Source organism: Neoaquamicrobium sediminum, assembly GCF_013240295.1.
GTDB classification, from domain to species: Bacteria; Pseudomonadota; Alphaproteobacteria; order Rhizobiales; family Rhizobiaceae; genus Aerobium; species Aerobium sediminum.
This window is the reverse complement of sequence record NZ_JABETK010000002.1, coordinates 1941667-1959682: the sequence shown is the minus strand read 5'-3', so window position 1 is coordinate 1959682 and position 18016 is coordinate 1941667. Positions and strand designations below refer to the sequence as shown.

The window sequence follows — 18016 nt, the reverse complement described above, 5'->3', positions numbered from 1 at the left end:
CCATGCCACGCACCGACACGATCCTCTATCTCGACGGTGTGTCGGTCGCTTTCGACGGTTTCAAGGCGATCAACAACCTTTCGCTGGTGCTCGACAAGGGCGAGATGCGCGCGATCATCGGGCCCAACGGCGCCGGCAAGACAACGATGATGGACATTATCACCGGCAAGACGAAGCCGGATACGGGCGAAGTCTTCTTCAACGGCAGCATTGACCTGACCCAGCATGACGAAGCCGACATCGCTACAATGGGGATTGGACGGAAATTCCAGAAACCGACGGTCTTCGAGAGTCATACCGTGGAGGACAATTTGCTGCTTGCCCTCAAGGGGCAGCGCGGCATTTTCCCGACCCTGTTTCATCGCAAGTCGAGCGAGGAGAAAGCGCGGATCGGGGAAATTCTTGCCACGATCCGGCTCGAAGATCGCCGCCAGGATTTCGCCGAGAACCTTTCGCACGGCCAGAAGCAATGGCTCGAGATCGGCATGCTGCTCGCACAGGACCCGAAGCTGCTTCTGGTCGACGAGCCGGTCGCCGGCATGACCGATGCGGAGACCGCGGAAACCGCCCGTTTGCTCCGGGAGATCGCGCGTACACATTCCGTCGTCGTCGTCGAGCACGACATGCATTTCGTGCGCGAACTCGACGTCAAGGTCACGTGCCTGCACGAGGGCTCCGTACTGTCGGAGGGCTCGCTCGATTTCGTGTCGTCCGACGAGCGCGTGGTCGAGGTCTATCTGGGGAGATGAGCATGCTTGCCGTCCAGGATGCCACCCTCCACTACGGCGCCGCGCAGGCGCTGCGCGGCGTATCACTCGACGTTGAACAGGGCAGGATCACCTGCGTGCTGGGCCGCAATGGCGTCGGCAAGACCAGTCTTCTTAGGGCCATCGTCGGCCACCATCCGCTCAGCAGCGGTTCGATTTCCTTAGAGGGGAAGATGCTCGGCCGGAGCGCGGCGTACGATCGCGCCCGGTCGGGTATCGCTTTCGTACCGCAGGGGCGCGAAATATTCCCGCTGCTGACGGTACGCGAAAATCTCGAAACCGGTTTCGCGCCGTTGAAGAGGGGCGAGCGCACCATTCCCGATCATGTCTTCGAACTTTTCCCGGTGTTGAAGGAAATGCTCGGACGGCGGGGCGGCGACCTGTCGGGTGGCCAGCAGCAGCAGCTTGCCATTGGTCGCGCGCTGGTGATGCGACCCAAGCTATTGGTGCTGGACGAGCCGACTGAAGGGATTCAGCCGTCCATCATCAAGGATATCGGGCGGGCTATCACCTATTTACGAGACACGGTCGGACTGACGATCCTGCTTGTCGAGCAATATCTCGACTTTTGCCGGGAGCTCGCCGACCACGTCGCGATCATGGATCGGGGCCAGATCGTGTACTCGGGTGGCGCGTCAGGGCTCGACGACCCGGAAGTGCGCCGTCATCTGATGCTGTGAGGCAAAGCATGCCGAAAAGCTTGGCGGTTTGTCCGCTCGCCTAAGTCTCTTGGCTGACTTCCAGCGAGATGCGTGTCCGGAACAGCACGGTCGCGTCCCCCTCACATCAATCGCGAGATCCAATCGATCAGGGTTGGTGGCTTTTTCGCGCGCCATGTCGAGCAATGCGAAGACTGCCGTCTGCCTGGCATCTTCAACGCTGGCGAATTCATGCCCCGACTCGTCCAAGAGGACTTCATCGCCGCTCCGCGTATCAAAGTAGAAATGCGGCATATCCAGTTTCCCTTAAACAATCTCGCACAAGCACAGCTTGCCAGATTAAGCCCAGGTCATCTGCTTCCGGGTCAGTTTAAGGATGGACACCCACCTCCAATCCCCAAGGAATTGAAACATCGGCCCCTTGCCTTTGCAAGAATTTTTCACTGCGCTGGTTGCGTTAGGCGTGGATAAAGTTCCGGTGTCATGCACTTGCAGGACGGTTGGTGTCTGACACAGTCGATCGGTACTCAAGGTAGCGGTTAAAGGCCGTGACGAGATGGTAGAGAATGCTCGCGGGGACCTCGGTTGCTACCGGCGTACCGTCTTCGGCAATGCGATCGAGCCACAGACCTGATTTTGCGGGCGAGAGGTGAGTGCGGAAGATGCGTTCCATTCGCTCCTCCACCTCCCGGGCGAGCTGCAATTCGTCCGCCTGGTCGAGTGCTATTGCCGCCTTGACCGCTTCAGCCTGTGGCCAGCTCCTTGAAATCCGATCTAACGCCTTGCCATTGCGGCTCACTGCGCCGAAAGCGAGGCCGGTGAGCCGATTGGTTCCGCTTGCGAGCGCCGAGCAGTAGATCTTGTACGCAGCACGTGATTGGTCCTTCCAATCCGAGCATGCTGCCAGTTCGCAAAGCAGCGCAGACCACTCGAAATGATGGCCCGGCTCGGTCCAGTCTCCCTGTTGCCCCGGCATCGGGCGCCATGCAGCGTCGTAATATTCCCCGACGGTCCAAGTTTCGCTGTCGAAGAAGTGGCGGGCGAAGAGATTGCCGATCGTCGACGCCCGTTCCAGCCAGCAGGTCTCACCGGTCGCCTTGTGCCAGGCGAGAAACGCCTCCAGCAGGTGCATATGCGGGTTCGCCCGTCGCGGTAGCGTACCTGCATCATCCTCATGGAAGCCGCCGGACCGCCGGTCGGCGAGCACGCCATCGACATATGCCATCGTTTCGTCGGCAAGGTCCCTGGCTTCGGCAAATCCGCAGCGATGGGCATGTGCGAGGGCAAGGAGCATGCATGCCTGGTCGTAGGCATCGCCCGCGCCGTCCAGGACCGCGCCTGCGGGATCGAGAAGCTTGACCCAGCCGCCGTCCGCGCGCCGTCCATGGCTGCGCAGGAAGTCGAGCCCGTCTGCGACGAGTTCCCGGGCATCAGGATACCATCCACGCCTGGCGGCGACGGCGAAGGAATAGACCTGCCGCGCCATCGTGCGCATCCGCTTGGGCTTTATGATGGGGGCACCATCAAGGCCGACTGCTTCATGAAACCCGCCATGAACGTGGTCGACGCCATGACGCCCCCAGAATGGAAGTGCCTCGTCCGTCAACCAGCGCCGACACCGCATCCGCATTCGTGGAGATGCGGGCTCCAGCCCGATCTGCGGGGGAGAGCGCAACTCTGCGCGAGCCTGTTGCTCGAGGCGCTCGGCAATGAGGCGAACGTCCTGGACGCGCGACGTTTTGGCCACGAGCGTGGCATCTGCCGTCGAGACTACGGTGATGCCTTCAAGGCCGATGGTTGCAACCAGACGACCATCGCTGCGAATATATGAGCTGTGGCAATCATGTGAGACGACGTCGCCGATCATCACATTGCCGTTGGCATCCGGATCGCCGAGCGTGAAGAGCGCTTCCCATGATCCGACGTCGCTCCACTGGAAGCGTGCCTCCACGACCGCTATGTCGGCAAAATGCTCGAGCACTCCGTGATCGACCGAAATGGGTGGAATGGTCGCGAACACGTTTTGCGGTAGCAATGTTGACCGGCCCCGCTTCGCAGCGGTCTCATACGCCTTGCCAACCCGTTTCCATATCGCAGGCTGCAACCTCTCGAAGGCATCCCGAATGGAAGATGCCCTGCAAAGGATGATGCCAGCGTTCCAGAGATAGTTGCCGTCGGCCACAAAAGCCGCCGCCTTCGCTTCATCCGGCTTTTCGACGAAACGCAGGAAATTGGGGGATTGTTGGTTGGCTTTTCTTTCTATCTGAATGTAGCCGTAGCCGGTTTCGGGACGTGTCGGCCTGACGCCGAATACGACGAGTTTGCCGTCGCGGGCCGCGTCCATGCCGTCGGCGACGGTTTCCCAGAACAGGTTGTCTGGCCCGATCTCATGGTCCGCGGGGACGACGAGCATCAACGGATCGCTGTCGCCGTCGCCAAGCGCATGCCTGGCGGCTATCGCCACGGAGGCTGCGGTGTTTTTCGGCATGGGTTCCAGAATGACCTGGCAAGTCGACGGCTCATGCGGTTCGACGGCCTCCAGAAGCGCCTTTTCATGCTCGGCGGCGCCGATAACGACGATGGCGGTATCCGCCTCCCTGCCGGCGCGCATCCTGTCGAGCGTCTTGGCGAGCATCGACTTTCCGCCGGTCAGTGTCTGGAATTGTTTGGGGCGGTCACGGCGCGATAGCGGCCACAGACGGGATCCGCTGCCGCCGCAAAGCACGCATACAACAACCGCGTCAGAAGCGGCGACCGAACGTTTGCCGAGCGGCCGACGCGAACGGCGATCCAGCCTGGCTGTATCCAATCCGGGTGCGACGGTGGTGTCTGCGTCCGTCGGTGTAGCATGGTCCATTGTCAGCCCCTCCGCGCTTGCAAGACAATGAAACTGCGTTTTCGCGAGCGCGTGGGGAACTTGGATTAAAGCCTGAACACTAACGATCGCGCCGTAGATGCATACCCTAATCGGGGGATGTGAGCGGTGGTCTGGGCATGTATCCAAGCGTTATGGAGGTTTTTGTCATGATCAAAAATCCATCGGTTTGGAAATGCACGTCTTTGAATTGCTTGGCCGTGCTGCGAAGTCCTAAATTAGCTTCCGTTTATTCTGGAATGTTCGCGACAGAAGAAGATGTCACGACATTTGATCCGAGGCAAATATTTTCCGGCGAACTTTCGCTATGCGGAACTTTGTCCTGACGAGGCTATTATGTATTATTCACGCCAGGGTGGAAGGGGCGTTTCTCGTATGTCGACTGCCGACATCCATGCCGCCTTGCTGGAGAACCCGGCTTTTGCCGGATTTACGATCAGCCAGCAGGGGCTGAAGGATCTGGAGTCATTTGGCTTCATGCCAAAGCGTTACGCCGCGCATGGAACGATTGCGCCGCTGGGCGAGGAAAGACATCGCGTCCGTATCGTACATTCGGGGTGGTGTCGGATCGAAAAGTTTGTCGGCGAAGGCGAACGGCAGATCATCGATTTCCCGATCAAGGGCGACATCATAGGCCTTGCGGGAGACAACCGCATGGCCGGGTTCTCGGTCACGGCGATCACGGACGTCATCGTTTTCGAGTCCAGGCCAGGCTTTGCGATGGAGCGTTTGGACGCCAACTCGCCTGTCGATCGCGTGCTGCTGAATTCAGCCGGTCGCCGGCTCGCCATTATGTGCGAACACATGGTCAACCTCGGTCGCCGCAGTGTTCTGGGGCGGATATCGCACATCGTTCTGGAGCTTGGTTGTCGCGTCACAGGAAAAAGGCCCTCGGAAATAGGCCAGTATGCCTGTCCCCTGACGCAGAACGATCTGGCGGACGCGGTTGGCCTTACGCCGATCCACCTCAACCGTAAACTGCGGGAATTGCGGGAAGACGAGTTGCTCTCATTCCGGCAGGGAACCGTAGAGTTCCTGAACACGGACCGGTTGATCGAACTTGCGGATTTCGATCACCGATACCTTCGGGTGTGAAGTATCCCCCGAAAGGTGATGGCTTGGCTATCATCAAGGGTGATGATTAACCGGTTGTCGTTCAGTAAATTCATCGCGTTGGCTGAGAATCCTTCTTTGTCAGCTATCAAATGCGAACAAAGATTCTCCCTATCCATCCCATTTATTGCGAATAAATTTCATTATTGCTGATTTTGAGAATGAAATTTTGCAATTCACTTAATCCTAATCAATGTTTGCCTGATCGATAGGGCCTACTAATGGTTTGTATACCGCCCGTTAATCTTAATGTTTGGCAAACGCCAACGGAATGACGGGCACCAGGATGCGGCGCGGAAACTTGGTGTAGGTAGTAAAGGGGAGCAACTAGTCATGCGCAGCATCCATGAAGAAAGACCGGAGCGTTCAATATTCCTTGTGAGTGAAGACAATCTCAATGATCGGGCCCGTGACGGGGTCGACCGACACGAAGATAAAGGTACGTTGCTTATCTTCGATACCCGTGTTCTCGATCGCGATTGCCTGGCTCAAGGACTTCGCGCCAAGCAGATGCCCTTCGAAGTCGCCGCATGCGGTTCAATCGCAGAATGGCGGCAGATGAAGAACCAGCATCCCCCCTTGCCGCAGTACTTCTGTGTATCGGACGGCAGCGTCCTGCAGACGCGGCGGTCGGATCGACGATCACCAAGCTGGTAGCGGAATATGCATGCCCCGTTATCGTGCTCGCCGACAACGACGAGCTGGCCCATGTGCTGAAAGCTCTCGAACTCGGCGCCAAGGGTTACATCCCGACTTCGGTCCAGATCGATGTATGCATCGAGGCAATCAATCTTGCGCTGGCAGGCGGAATATTCCTCCCGGCCAGCAGCGTCTTGGCAATGCGCAGGGCGATCGAGGCCGGCAACGACGTGAACCGGCCGATGTCGGGCATGTTCACGCAGAGGCAGGAAGAGGTCGTCAACGCTCTTTGTCGCGGGAAGGCCAACAAGATTATCGCCTACGAACTCAATCTTCGCGAAAGCACCGTGAAGGTTCACATCCGCAACATCATGCGGAAGCTCAAGGCAACCAACAGGACCGAGGTTGCTTTCAAGATCAATGAAATGTTCCCGGAGCACGCGAACTTCCAGCACTGATCGCCGAAGCGATTAGTCAGTTAGTTCTAACGCGGGGGCGTTTCAGATGATTGTTGATGATGTACGGCGTTCGGCCGGGAGTGTGAAACTACGTCAGTCCTGGAATCCTTGGCTCACCTTGCGACGACGACGCATAACGATTGCCGTCGCAAGCGCCTTGGGTTTGTCGGCTGCATGGTTCGGCTATGCCAACGCACCGTCCAGCTATGTTTCGCAGGCGGTCATCGTTCTCGACGTGCGACGGGTTCAGGCAATCCCGAATGAGTCCGTCGTCTCACCACTACCGCAGGACAGTCCAGTGCTGCGGACACAGCTCGACATTATCGGGTCGCGTACTCTCGCCCTGAACGTGGTCGAACGGCTCAAGCGCGAAGGCATCGATGTCGAGGAGCACCGGCTTGTCGATTGGAGCCCGTTAACGCTCATTCGCTCGGTCGTGGGATTTGTTGCTTCGGGCAACGCCGGTTCATCCGGCGAGGCGGAACAGGCGCCGCAACCCACGACGACCAATTCCGATGAGCGTATGATCGACCTGCTGTTGTCAAACCTCAGGGTCAGCAACGACGGTCGATCATACACGATCTTCATATCCTATGCTTCGGCAAAGCCCGAGATATCAGCCAGCGTCGCGAACGCGTTCGCGCGTTCTTATCTGGCTCATCAGATCGACATTCAGAAAGCGGCCAACCGCCGGGTAAGCGACTGGCTTGGGGAGACGCTGATTGGTCTGCGAGCCCAGCTCGAACAATCGGAACAGGCGCTGGAGCACTTCCGCCAAGGCGCGGGGCTTATCCAGACAAACGGCGTATCGCTCCAGTCGATGGCGGTGACGGCTGCAAATACCGAAACCGCAAGAGTTAAGGGAGCTCTCGCAACGGCCGAGGCGCGGCTTGAAGTCGTGAAAAGGCTGGCGGGCGAGCAGGATGTGCCGGCTCTCGCGGAATTTCTCGGCTCGACGGCTATCCAGACCCTGCAAACAGAACATTCGCGGGTCGAGCGTGAGCTGGACACCTTGAAGAAGAGCGGTGCGATCCGCAGCAGGCAGATCGATCTGCTGACGGCTGAAAAGGAAGCTCTCGGCAGGCAAATCGGCGTCGAGGTCGACCGGCTCATCCAGAGCCTTGCAAACGAAGCTGATATCGCGCGGGAGAACCTCGCCGCGCTCGGACAGTCGTTGCAGGCTGCCCAGACAGAACTTTCGGAAGCCAACAATGCGGAGTTGACCGCAGCGCAGTTGCAACGCGAGGCGACCGCCAACCGGGCGATCTATGAAAGCTACCTTGTTCGCTACAAGCAGACGATCGAACAGGACGGCTTCGAGATGCCCGAGGCGCAGCTTATCTCGCCTGCGCAGCCAGCGGCTGCGCGCGCAAGCCCGCGGCCATCCAACTGGTTGCTGCTGGGTATCGGCCTTGCCGGCTGCTTCGCCGCCTTCGGCATCACATGGCGTGAAATGACGGACAGGCGTCTGCGGATCCTGCGGGACTTGGAGGCGACAGGCATCCCGGTAATAGGCGCGGTTCCGCGCCTGCCGGCGCGCCGTTTCGGCAAGGTCGAGACGGTGGCGGATCAGGCTACGCCTCTCGGCTTGGCACTGTCGGGTATCCGGCTCAGCCTGCGGGCGCGAGGCAAGAAGGTCGTTGCGGTCACGTCGGCCGGTAGCGGGCGCGGAAAGACCAGTCTCTCGCGCTGGGGCTCGTCCGTTCGGCTGCTGCAGCGGGGCTCAAGGCGGTGGTGGTTGAAGCGGATCTCCGGAATCCGAGCCTTGCCAGTACGGCAGGGCTGAAGCCGGACGAGTGGCTGGACGGCATACTGGACAGTGAGCTCGCAAGCGATGCCGTCATCCATCGCGATCCGCAATCGCAAGCCTGCATCGTGCCTGCGCGGTCGCGCAAGGTCGCGCCGGAACTGTTCCTGCAGAGTTCCGCGTTCGGCCAGTTCGTCGCCCGCCTGAGAGAAAACTTCGAACTGGTGGTGCTCGACGCACCCGATCTCGAGCGTGCCAACGATGCGGTGGTGATCGCCGGGCTTGCCGATTGCTCGCTGTTTGTCGTCGACTGCGAGCGCGATCGTTCGGAACAGGTGGTGGATGCGCTTCGCCGCATGACGGCGATCGGATCCGCGCCGGACGGTATCATCCTCAACCGGGCCAGCAAGGATGTCACGCTGGAACCCGATCTTTCGCCCGAAACCACATCCTGGTCGCTGAAGCGGCAGCCCGGTGACCCGGCATCCGGCCAGGGGTCGGTGATAAGGATAGCGCGATGAAAAGCACCATTGCCACCAAGGCCGGGCAAGGCCGGTTTGCCCAACGCCTGTTCGCTACGGTCGCCGGCAGCGCTTTGCTGGCTGTCACGGTATCAAGCGCGTTCGGCCAGGCTGCAAACGAGCCGTACCTTCTCGGAAACGGTGATGTGCTGGCTATCAACGTCTTCGGCGAGGAGGGCCTGTCTGGCGAATTTACGATCAATGATGGCGCGATCGCGTACCCGCTTCTGGGGCAGGTCGCGGTATCCGGCAAATCCACGGCGGATGTCGCCGATGCGCTTTCCCGCGACCTCGCGGAATTCGTGCCGGGCCTGTCCGTGGCGGCTGCTGTCAGCCGCTACGCGCCGGTTTTCGTCCTTGGCGACGTGCAGACTCCAGGCCGCTACGACTATCGGCCCGGGATGATCACGCTGGAGCTGTTTGCTCTGGGTGGCGGCCTTCGACGTGCTGAAACGCCTCTGGCCAGCGGCAGCGGTCTCCAGCTTCTGGGAATGCGCCAGGAACTCAATGACAACGAACTGCAGATCATGGGCCTGGAGGCTGCGCGTGCGCGACATCGTGCCGAACTGGACGATGGCGACTTCATTCCGCCGGAGCCACGCAAGGACGAGCCGGCGCTCCTGGCTTTTCAGCGAAAGGTCAACGAGCGTGAACGGGATCTGCTGACGATCCGCAACGCCAATCTGGAGGCTGAGGGGAAAGCACTTCTGGCTCAGGAGCAGAGTTTCGTCGACGAGATCGCGAGCATCACCCAAAGCATCAAACTGCATGAGGACGAAATAAGGCTGCTTGGCGAGGACGTGGCGGCGACGACCCAACTCGTCGAGCGCGGCCTCACGTCCAAGTCAAACCTGCGCGAATCCGAGCGCCGGCTTTCCGCCACGCGACGCGACGCGCTGGAACTCAACTCCTATCTCGCCCGCGCGCGGCAGAACCTGCTTGCGGTCCAGCAAAGGCGCGAAGGCCTCAAGGAACAGCGCCGCAACGAGGCGGCCGCCAAGTTGCAGGAAGTCGAACTGGAGCTTGAGCGCAAGGCCAAACGCGAGGAGGCGCTTCTGGCTTCCATGGTTGAAGTCGCCATGACGGCGGATTCCGGCGCGCAGCTTCAGGCGGGTGTTACGCTGTCCTATCGCATCCTGCGCCGGACGCCCGAGGGTGACTATGAGGAAACGCCTGTCGGCGAACGTGAACAGATCAGGCCGGGGGATATCCTCAGAGCCGAGATGGTTCGACCGGTCGCTACGAGCGCCAACACGAACTGAAGGTTCCGGCGGCTTCATGCCGCCGGCGCCGCTCCCTCTCTCATCCGACAACCTGCTCCACGGCGCGGCCCAACGGCGGTTGCGCCACAGCGTTGCGGGCGCGCCAGGCGCGATACATTTCGCCAAGCCCGTCTTCTAGAGAAATTGACGGTCGCCAGCCGAGCGATTTGACGCGCTGCGATCCCAGAACCTTTCGCGGCGTTCCGTCGGGCTTGGTCGGATCGAAGACGATCCGGCCGCGATAACCGACGACGCGGGCGACCACATGCGCGAGGTCGGCAATAGAAATCTCCAGGCCCGACCCGACGTTGACCGGTTCGCCGCTTACGTGGCGACTGAGCAGCAACACCACAGCGTCCGCCAGATCGTCGACGTGCAGGAACTCGCGAAGCGGCGTTCCCGTGCCCCATAGTTCCACGGTTCGCGCCCCAGCTTCCTTCGCTTCGTGCATCCTGCGCATGAGCGCGGGGATAACGTGCGAGTTCTGCGGATCGAAATTGTCGTTCGGTCCGTAGAGGTTGCACGGCATTACCGTGAAGAACTGCTGGCCATGCTGCCGGTTGTAGGACTCTGCCAGCTTGAGCCCGGCGATCTTGGCGATCGCATAGGCTTCGTTGGTTGCCTCCAGCGGTCCGGTCAGAATAGAATCTTCCCGAATGGGCTGTTCGGCCTCGCGCGGATAGATGCAGCTCGAACCAAGCCAAACGAGCCGTTCGACGCCGATTTCGTGCGCTGTCCTCAGCACATTCGCCGCAATCATCAGATTGTCGTAGAGAAAGTCGGCCGGGTAGCGGGAGTTGGCCATGATGCCGCCCACTCGTGCCGCCGCGACCACCACCACCTGAGGTCGCGTACGGCGCATCCATGCCTCGGTCGCATCCTGGCGGATAAGGTCGAGTTCGTCATGGCCGGCCAGCAGCAATTCGCACGGCTCCTGCGACAGGCGCCGGTGCAGGGCCGAGCCCACGAGACCAGTGTGTCCGGCGATCCAGATCCGTTTGCCGCGCAGCTCGAACGTCTGCTCACATGCCATGGAAGTCATTGCGACCAGCCTCGAGCGCTATGGTTCTCATGTCCGAGCTGACCATCTCGGCGACGAGATCGTCGAAGGAGCAGCTGTGCGACCATCCGAGCTTTTCGCGCGCCTTCGACGCGTCGCCCAGCAGGAAGTCCACTTCGTTCGGCCGGAAGTAGCGGGGATCGATCTCGATGATCGTATTGCCGTTGCGCGTGTCGATGCCGATTTCCTCGACGCCATTTCCCGCCCATTCGATCGTACAGTCGACAACCGAGAAGGCTTTCTCGACAAATTCCCGGACCGTGTGCGTTTCGCCCGTCGCCAGCACGTAGTCGTCAGGGACGTCCTGCTGAACGATGCGCCACATGCCTTCCACGTAGTCGCGAGCGTGGCCCCAGTCGCGCTTGGCGTCGAGATTGCCGAGCATGAGACGCTTCTGCAGCCCGCGTTCGATGGCGGCGACGCCACGGGTGATCTTGCGGGTCACGAAGGTTTCGCCGCGCACCGGGCTTTCATGGTTGAAGAGAATGCCGTTCGAGGCGTGCATGCCATAGGCGTCACGGTAGTTGACCGTGGTCCAATATGAAAACAACTTGGCTGTCGCGTAGGGGCTCTGCGGCACGAACGGCGTCATTTCGTTCTGCGCCGTCGGTGCGGTCTTGCCGAAGAGCTCGGATGTCGAGGCCTGGTAGAAACGGCACTCATTCTCCAAACCGAGGATGCGGATCGCTTCCAGCAGCCTCAAGGTTCCGAGCGCATCTGCGTTTGCCGTGTATTCGGGTGTTTCGAAGCTTACCTGAACATGGCTCTGGGCGCCGAGATTGTAGATCTCGTGCGGCTTCACCTTCTGGATCACGCGGCAGAGATTTGTCGCGTCGGTCAGATCGCCATAATGCAGGATGAAACGAATATCCTCGTCGTGCGGGTCCTGGTAGAGGTGATCGATGCGCGCGGTGTTGAAAGAGGACGAACGCCGCTTCAGACCGTGGACCTCGTAGCCCTTCGACAGCAGAAGCTCCGCGAGATAGGAGCCATCCTGTCCCGTGACGCCGATGATGAGTGCTCGCTGTTTCGGCAATTGCGCCCCCTTTTATGTTGGCAAGACCAGACCGCAGCTTTGCCGGTCTCGCGCGGGCGCGGAACTTGCCAAATAGGTGCATGGCGGGGCGAAACAGCACAGCCCTAAAGGTGTAGCCTGCAGGCGGGTGGCACGTTCTGCCGCAATCGGAGCGGCCTTCCGCAGCCATAAGGGGTAGGCGGGTTCGAATACCGCTCCGGCTCCACCTTTCGCTGAAATTGCGGTTCCGGTTGTGAAGTCACAGCCTGCGATGCACCAAAACGAACACAGGCGCTCGCATGCGGATCGTCCTCGTCAACCGCTACTTCCATCCCGACCAGTCGGCAACGAGCCGAATGGTCTCCGGGCTGGCCTTCGCGCTTGCAAAACGGGGCTATTCGGTGGCCGTGGTCACAAGCCGGCAGTTCCACAACGACAACGATGCGGTCCTTCCGGCTCGCGAAACGATCCAGGGGGTCGAGGTCACGAGGCTGGCTACCTCCGCGTTTGGGAGGGGGAGCCTGCCCGGCCGTGCCGCCGACTATCTTTCGTTCCACGTTCTTGCCGCGTGGTGGATGCTTGTGAACGCCCGCCGGGGCGATCTGTGCGTCAACTGCACCGACCCGCCGCTGCTTTCGGTCGCCACGGCCTTGCCGATCCGCCTTCGCGGCGCGGCGCTGGTGGGCTGGGTCATGGACCTTTTTCCGGAAACCGCCATCGAACTTGGAATGCTGGACCGGCATCCAAGGCTTGCAGCGCTCGCTCTGCGCCTACGGAACTGGTCGGACCGGCGCGCGTCGTTGATCGTCTGTCCGACAGGCACCATGGCGCGCCATCTGGCAGCGACAACCACGACGCCGATTTCGGTCGTTCATCACTGGTCCGACGGCGGCGAGATACGGCCGATTGAACGACAAAAGAACGAGCTGCGTGCCCAGTGGGGCCTCCGGGACAAGTTTGTGGTCGGATATTCCGGAAACTTCGGGCGTGCGCATGATTTCTCGACGCTGCTTGAAGCAGCGGACCGGTTGCGCGACCAGAACGACATCCATTTTCTGATGGTCGGTGACGGACGGACAGCGCAAGACGGTCGAGGCGGAAGTGAAGCGCCGCCGGCTCGAAAACGTGACCTTCAAGCCGCTGCAGCCGATCGACGTGCTTTCGCAAAGCCTCTGCGTCGCGGATGCGCATCTGGTGTCGCTGCTGCCGGAGCTGGAACACTGCATCATTCCCAGCAAGTTTTACGGCGTGTTGGCTGCAGGCCGGCCGACGCTTTTCGTCGGTTCGCTTGGGGGAGAAGTCGCCCGCGTCGCGCGCGATTACGATTGTGGAAGTGCATTCGAGATCGAGGACGCGAAAGGCCTGGCTGCCGAGATCGTCGCCCTGCGCGATGACGAAGAGCGCCTTCGTATGTTGGGCGAGAACGCAAGGCGGCTGTTCGAGAACGAATATTCGATTGGCATCGGCGTTAACGCATGGCTTCGCGCGGTGCTGAAGCTCGCGCCCCAGAGCGGCATTCCCGTCGAGACGCGCGGAGGCGCAGCAACCGCATGAAGGGAACAGTCGTCGTCAGTCAGCTTGGCGCGCGCATGCACTATGCGGTGCCTCGCATCTTCGAAAACCTTGGCCGCCTCGAGCGGCTCAATACCGACATTTGCGCCGCACGCGGCTGGCCGCGCGCGCTCGGCATGATGCCGCGCCGCGCCCTGCCGGCCTCGCTAAGACGCCTCGCCGGCAGGGTTCCGCAAGGCATACCGCCCCACAAGATACGCTGCTTCGAGACGATTGGGCTTCAGTCCGTCATCCGTCGCATGATGACGCCGACAATCGCTGTCGACACCCAGGTCGCGCTGGAAGCGGGGCGCGCATTCTCGCGCGCGGTGGTGGCGGAAGGCTTCGGGGAAGCCCGCGCCTTCTACGGCATGAGCGGCGAATGCCTCGAGCAACTGCAGGCGGCGCGAAAGCAAGGCCTCTGGAGCGCCGTGGAGCAGGTTATCGCGCCGCGCTCGGTGGCCGACCGTCTGGTGGCCCTCGAAACCGAGCGGCATCCGGGCTGGGAGCCTGCGCCGGACGAGGTGCCGCTGGCTGGCGAGTACGCGCAGCGCGAAAAACGACGATGGGAAGCGGCCGCCCTCGTCATATGCGCGTCCGACTTCGTTCGCGACGGTATCGCTGCGGCTGGAGGGCCGGTCGAGCGTTGCGTGGTCGTGCCTTACGGGGTCGACGCCACGGTCGTGCGAAACTTTTCGACGCCCCGTTTGCCGGGCCGGTTGCGGGTGCTGACGGTGGGTGCGGCCTGCCTCAGGAAAGGCACGCCCGACGTCATGACCTCGGCACTGCGTCTGAGCAAGGAGGCGTCATTCCGCTTCGTCGGGCCGGTCGAGCAACTGCCGGCGGCGCGCCAGCGCGAGCTGGCCGACGCCCTCACCGTGACGGGGCAGGTGCCCCGCTCCGAAATTCCGGCACAATACGACTGGGCCGACATATTCTTCCTGCCGTCGATCTGCGAGGGGTCGGCAACGGTGATCTACGAGGCACTCGCAGCCGGGCTGCCGGTCGTGACGACGCCGAATGCGGGCAGCGTGGTTCGCGATGGCGTCGATGGTTTCGTTTGCGCTGCGGGCGATGTCGACGCCCTGTGTGACAGGATTTCGCGGCTCTCCGCAGATCCCGATCTCGTCGTGTGGATGGGACGCAATGCGCGTGCGCGGGCGGCCGAGTTCGATGTGGCTGCTTATGGCCGGCGGCTGTGGGCCGCCTTCGATCCTTCCGCATCGGCCGAAATGGAAAAACTGCCATGTGCGGTATAGCAGGTGTCATTTGCCAGGATGGCGGGATTGCGCGGCTGGCGTTGCCGGCAATGGTTGACGCGCAACGCCATCGTGGCCCAGACGGCGGCGGCGAGCATTATCTGACGATGGGCGATGCGACCCTCGGGCTGGGCCACCGGCGGCTCTCAATCATCGACCTGTCGGCCCAGGGCGCGCAGCCGATGGTTCATCCGCATACCGGTGACGTGCTCGTCTACAATGGCGAGATATACAACTATCGCGATCTCAAGGCGGAGCTGAGTGCCGGCGGCACCGTCTTTCTGGGCGATAGCGATTCCGAGGTGCTGCTGCACGCGCTCGTCGAGTGGGGGCCGCGCGCGCTGTCGCGCTTGCAGGGCATGTTCGCGTTCGCATTCTACCGGGCCGCTACCGGGGAGATGATGCTTGCGCGCGATCCCCTGGGGATCAAGCCGCTCTATATCGGGCGGCGCGGGCGTACATTCGTCTTTGCCAGCGAGGTGCGCGCCATTCTCGCCTCGGGTCTGCTCGAGCCGCAGATCGACCCGCGCGGCATCGCAGGGCTATTCTCCTACGGCGCATGCCAGCATCCCTATACGATGTTCCGCAACATCCGGTCGTTTCCGGCCGGCGCGTGGCAGATGCTGACGGCCAGGGGCGAAGAAGAGCCGCCGGTGCACTACTGGTCGCCACCGCGGCCTGAATCGCATCTGAGCCGATCGGAAGCCGTCGAGGCTGTACGTGGAACGCTGGAAGCATCGGTGCGCGATCATCTGGTGAGCGATGTGCCGGTAGGCGTGTTCCTGTCTTCCGGCCTCGACAGCACCATCGTTGCCGGGCTTGCCGCGCGACACGCCTCGACGCTGCGAAGCTTCACAGTCGGCTTTGCCGAGAACCCCGATCTCAGCGAACTGGAACTGGCCGGCGACACAGCGCGCCGCTTCGGCCTCGACCATACGGAAATACGCATCGAAAGCGCGGATGCGATTGCAACGACCGAAGCATGGCTGGGCGCGATCGATATGCCGTCGATCGACGGGCTCAACGTCTATGTGATTTCAAAGGCAGTGCGCGAACACGGCATAACCGTCGCCCTGTCAGGGCAGGGCGGAGACGAGCTTTTCGGCGGATATTCGAGCTTTGTCGATGTGCCGCGCCTCTACCGGATGCTGAGACATGCATCCTGGCTGCCGGCGCCGAAGCGGCGGCGGCTGGCGGAACTCCTCAGCGCGGGCAAGCCGGCAGCGTTCCGGGCCAAGGCTGCCGCTCTGGCCGAATCCGGCGCGGACCTGACCAGCCTCTACACTCATCGGCGGCGGCTAATGGCTCCTGCGCAGATGAATGCGCTCGGTCTCGATGCGCGATGGCTGGGACTGGATGAAAATTTCCTCGATCCCGAGGAAATGGAGGCGATGCCCGTCAATCCTCGGGACCCGATATGGAGTGTCGGCCTGCTCGAGAGCCGCCTCTACATGGGCAACATGCTGCTGCGGGATGGGGATGCCGATGGCATGGCGCACTCGCTGGAAATTCGCGTACCGTTGCTTGATCGACGGCTTGTCGACCTTGCTTTCGGCCTGCCGGGACGCGTTCGCCTTCCCAACGGGCGCGCCGACAAACATATGCTTCGCGCGGCAATGCCGGACCTGCTTCGTCCCGAACTCCTCAACCAGCCCAAGCACGGCTTCACGCTGCCTATACGGCGCTGGATGCTCGGCCCGCTGGCCGAGAGCTGCCGAAGCGGATTCGAACATCTTCGCGCGTCCGGGCTCGTCGAGGCGGAAGGCCTCGAGGCCTTGTGGTCGACCTTCGTCACCGAGCCGGAAAGTCCGGCATGGTCACGCGCTTTCGCCTGCTGCGTGCTCGGCCACTATCTGCGCCGAACCGCCCGCACCTCGCCTGCAAGGGAGTACGCGTCATGAAGGTCGTTCACGTCATCGGCTCGATCGACCCGGCCTTCGGCGGCCCTCCCGGGGTCGTGATGCGCATAGCCGCAGCCCAGGCTGCCAAAGGGCACAATGTGCACATCGTCAGCTACGCGGATGCGGAAGCGGAGCCGCGCATTCGAAGGGCCCTGATGGACGTGCCCGGGATACTCGATGTCGAACGGCACCTGCTGCCCGAACCGGGCCGCAGCGAACGCATACTGGCGCTGGCGACACGCCGACCTCTCACCGAAATCATCGCTGGCGCCGATGCCGTTCATCTTCACGGAGTATGGGAACCGATCCTGCGGCAGGCGGCGAATGTCGCGCGGTCGGCCGGCATTCCATACTGCGTTCGTCTGGCGGGAATGCTCGATCCCTGGAGCCTGCAGCAGAAATACTGGAAGAAGCGGGTCGCGCTCGCTTTGGGCTATCGACGGATGCTCGACGAGGCCGCGTTCATCCATGTGCTCAACGACGACGAGGCGCGGCTACTGGCGCCATTGAACCTACGCGCGCCAACACGAACGATCCCCAACGGCATCTTTCTCGACGAGATTGAGCCGTTGCCGCCAAAAGGCAGCTTTTCAAACCAGCATTCGGCGCTGGCGGGACGGCGCTTCGTGCTGTTTCTGTCGCGGCTGCACACCAAGAAGGGGCTCGATTATCTGGTCGATGCCTATGCGCGGCTCGCGCCGCAGTGGCCGGACGTCGATCTGGTGATTGCCGGCCCGGACGACGGGGCCGAAGCGTCCCTACGCAGCGCCATTGACACCCATGGACTTGGCAAGCGCGTGCACCTTGTCGGCGGCCTCTACGGCCGCGAGAAGCTCGAGGCGCTTTGCGATGCCGCGTGCTTCTGCCTACCCAGTCGGCAGGAGGGGTTCAGCGTGGCGATCACGGAGGCGCTCGCCTGCGGCGCACCCGTCGTCATCTCGAAGGAGTGCCATTTTCCCGAGGTTGCGGCAGTGGGCGCCGGCATGGTCGTCGATCTGAATGCGGAGGCTGTTGCATCCGCACTTTCGGCTATCCTGGCCGACGCCGAGACAGCCGAGGCAATGAGCGCTGCCGGCCGCGCGCTCGTCAGGCAGCGCTTCACCTGGCCGGTGATCGCCAACATGACGCTCGATGCCTACGCGCTTGCGAGAAAACCGAACATCCGCGTCGCTGCTTGAGTTTGATGGGC

The 18016-nt window shown here is 61.7% G+C and carries 14 protein-coding genes and 1 pseudogene; 11 read left to right on the top strand and 4 right to left on the bottom strand.

Features of this window, described 5'->3' with window-relative positions:
* Positions 1-2 precede the first annotated feature (2 nt).
* Together urtD and urtE are read left to right on the top strand one after the other, a co-directional pair.
* The gene (gene urtD / locus HK436_RS21425; RefSeq protein WP_173193021.1) at positions 3-749 is read left to right on the top strand and encodes an urea ABC transporter ATP-binding protein UrtD; all 747 of its coding nucleotides are present in this window, start codon (positions 3-5) and stop codon (positions 747-749) included.
* A 2-nt stretch (positions 750-751) separates the two neighbouring features.
* Positions 752-1447 (top strand): urea ABC transporter ATP-binding subunit UrtE, encoded by a 696-nt coding sequence (gene urtE, locus HK436_RS21420; protein WP_173193019.1) that lies wholly within the window; start codon positions 752-754, stop codon positions 1445-1447.
* On the opposite strand, the gene HK436_RS33660 is transcribed toward urtE, so the two are convergent.
* Complete coding sequence (locus HK436_RS33660) at positions 1403-1720, bottom strand: DUF6894 family protein (protein ID WP_376769183.1); 318 nt, start codon at positions 1718-1720, stop codon at positions 1403-1405. The two genes, urtE and HK436_RS33660, sit on opposite strands and share 45 nt — an antisense overlap.
* Before the next feature lie 187 nt (positions 1721-1907).
* On the bottom strand, positions 1908-4151 hold the full coding sequence (locus HK436_RS21415) for an AGE family epimerase/isomerase (protein ID WP_312860694.1): 2244 nt from the start codon (positions 4149-4151) through the stop codon (positions 1908-1910).
* Between the two features lie 525 nt (positions 4152-4676).
* Between HK436_RS21415 and HK436_RS21410 the strand changes: the two genes are divergently transcribed.
* The 5 genes and pseudogenes from HK436_RS21410 (at position 4677) to HK436_RS21390 (ending at position 10041) form a co-directional block, all read left to right on the top strand.
* On the top strand, positions 4677-5396 hold the full coding sequence (locus HK436_RS21410) for a Crp/Fnr family transcriptional regulator (protein WP_173193015.1): 720 nt from the start codon (positions 4677-4679) through the stop codon (positions 5394-5396).
* A gap of 351 nt (positions 5397-5747) precedes the next feature.
* Positions 5748-6511: pseudogene (locus HK436_RS21405) on the top strand (LuxR C-terminal-related transcriptional regulator).
* A 298-nt stretch (positions 6512-6809) separates the two neighbouring features.
* On the top strand, positions 6810-8297 hold the full coding sequence (locus HK436_RS30430; RefSeq protein WP_194248555.1) for a GumC family protein: 1488 nt from the start codon (positions 6810-6812) through the stop codon (positions 8295-8297).
* On the top strand, positions 8246-8779 hold the full coding sequence (locus HK436_RS21395; RefSeq protein WP_173193013.1) for a P-loop NTPase family protein: 534 nt from the start codon (positions 8246-8248) through the stop codon (positions 8777-8779). Before HK436_RS30430 ends, HK436_RS21395 begins: the two co-directional genes overlap by 52 nt.
* Complete coding sequence (locus tag HK436_RS21390) at positions 8776-10041, top strand: polysaccharide biosynthesis/export family protein (protein WP_173193011.1); 1266 nt, start codon at positions 8776-8778, stop codon at positions 10039-10041. Before HK436_RS21395 ends, HK436_RS21390 begins: the two co-directional genes overlap by 4 nt.
* Before the next feature lie 40 nt (positions 10042-10081).
* Here HK436_RS21390 and HK436_RS21385 read toward each other — a convergent pair whose 3' ends face one another.
* Together HK436_RS21385 and gmd are read right to left on the bottom strand one after the other, a co-directional pair.
* Positions 10082-11092 (bottom strand): GDP-L-fucose synthase family protein, encoded by a 1011-nt coding sequence (locus tag HK436_RS21385; protein ID WP_376769199.1) that lies wholly within the window; start codon positions 11090-11092, stop codon positions 10082-10084.
* Complete coding sequence (gene gmd / locus HK436_RS21380) at positions 11064-12137, bottom strand: GDP-mannose 4,6-dehydratase (protein WP_173193009.1); 1074 nt, start codon at positions 12135-12137, stop codon at positions 11064-11066. Before gmd ends, HK436_RS21385 begins: the two co-directional genes overlap by 29 nt.
* Before the next feature lie 1044 nt (positions 12138-13181).
* Here gmd and HK436_RS33135 point away from each other — a divergent pair.
* From HK436_RS33135 to HK436_RS21355, 4 genes are read left to right on the top strand one after another with little or no spacing between them, the layout of a single operon-like run.
* Positions 13182-13670 carry a glycosyltransferase family protein gene (locus HK436_RS33135; RefSeq protein ID WP_312860699.1) on the top strand — a complete coding sequence of 163 codons (489 nt, stop codon included), beginning with the start codon at positions 13182-13184 and terminating at the stop codon, positions 13668-13670.
* A complete protein-coding gene (locus HK436_RS21365; protein ID WP_173193003.1) occupies positions 13667-14926 on the top strand; it encodes a glycosyltransferase family 4 protein in 1260 nt (419 codons plus the stop codon). Before HK436_RS33135 ends, HK436_RS21365 begins: the two co-directional genes overlap by 4 nt.
* Positions 14914-16827 (top strand): asparagine synthase (glutamine-hydrolyzing), encoded by a 1914-nt coding sequence (gene asnB / locus HK436_RS21360; RefSeq protein WP_173193002.1) that lies wholly within the window; start codon positions 14914-14916, stop codon positions 16825-16827. The genes HK436_RS21365 and asnB overlap by 13 nt, the downstream gene beginning before the upstream one ends.
* Positions 16824-18005: a glycosyltransferase gene (locus HK436_RS21355; RefSeq protein ID WP_173193000.1), complete on the top strand. Its 1182-nt coding sequence runs from the start codon at positions 16824-16826 to the stop codon at positions 18003-18005. The genes asnB and HK436_RS21355 overlap by 4 nt, the downstream gene beginning before the upstream one ends.
* The last annotated feature ends 11 nt before the right edge of the window (positions 18006-18016 follow it).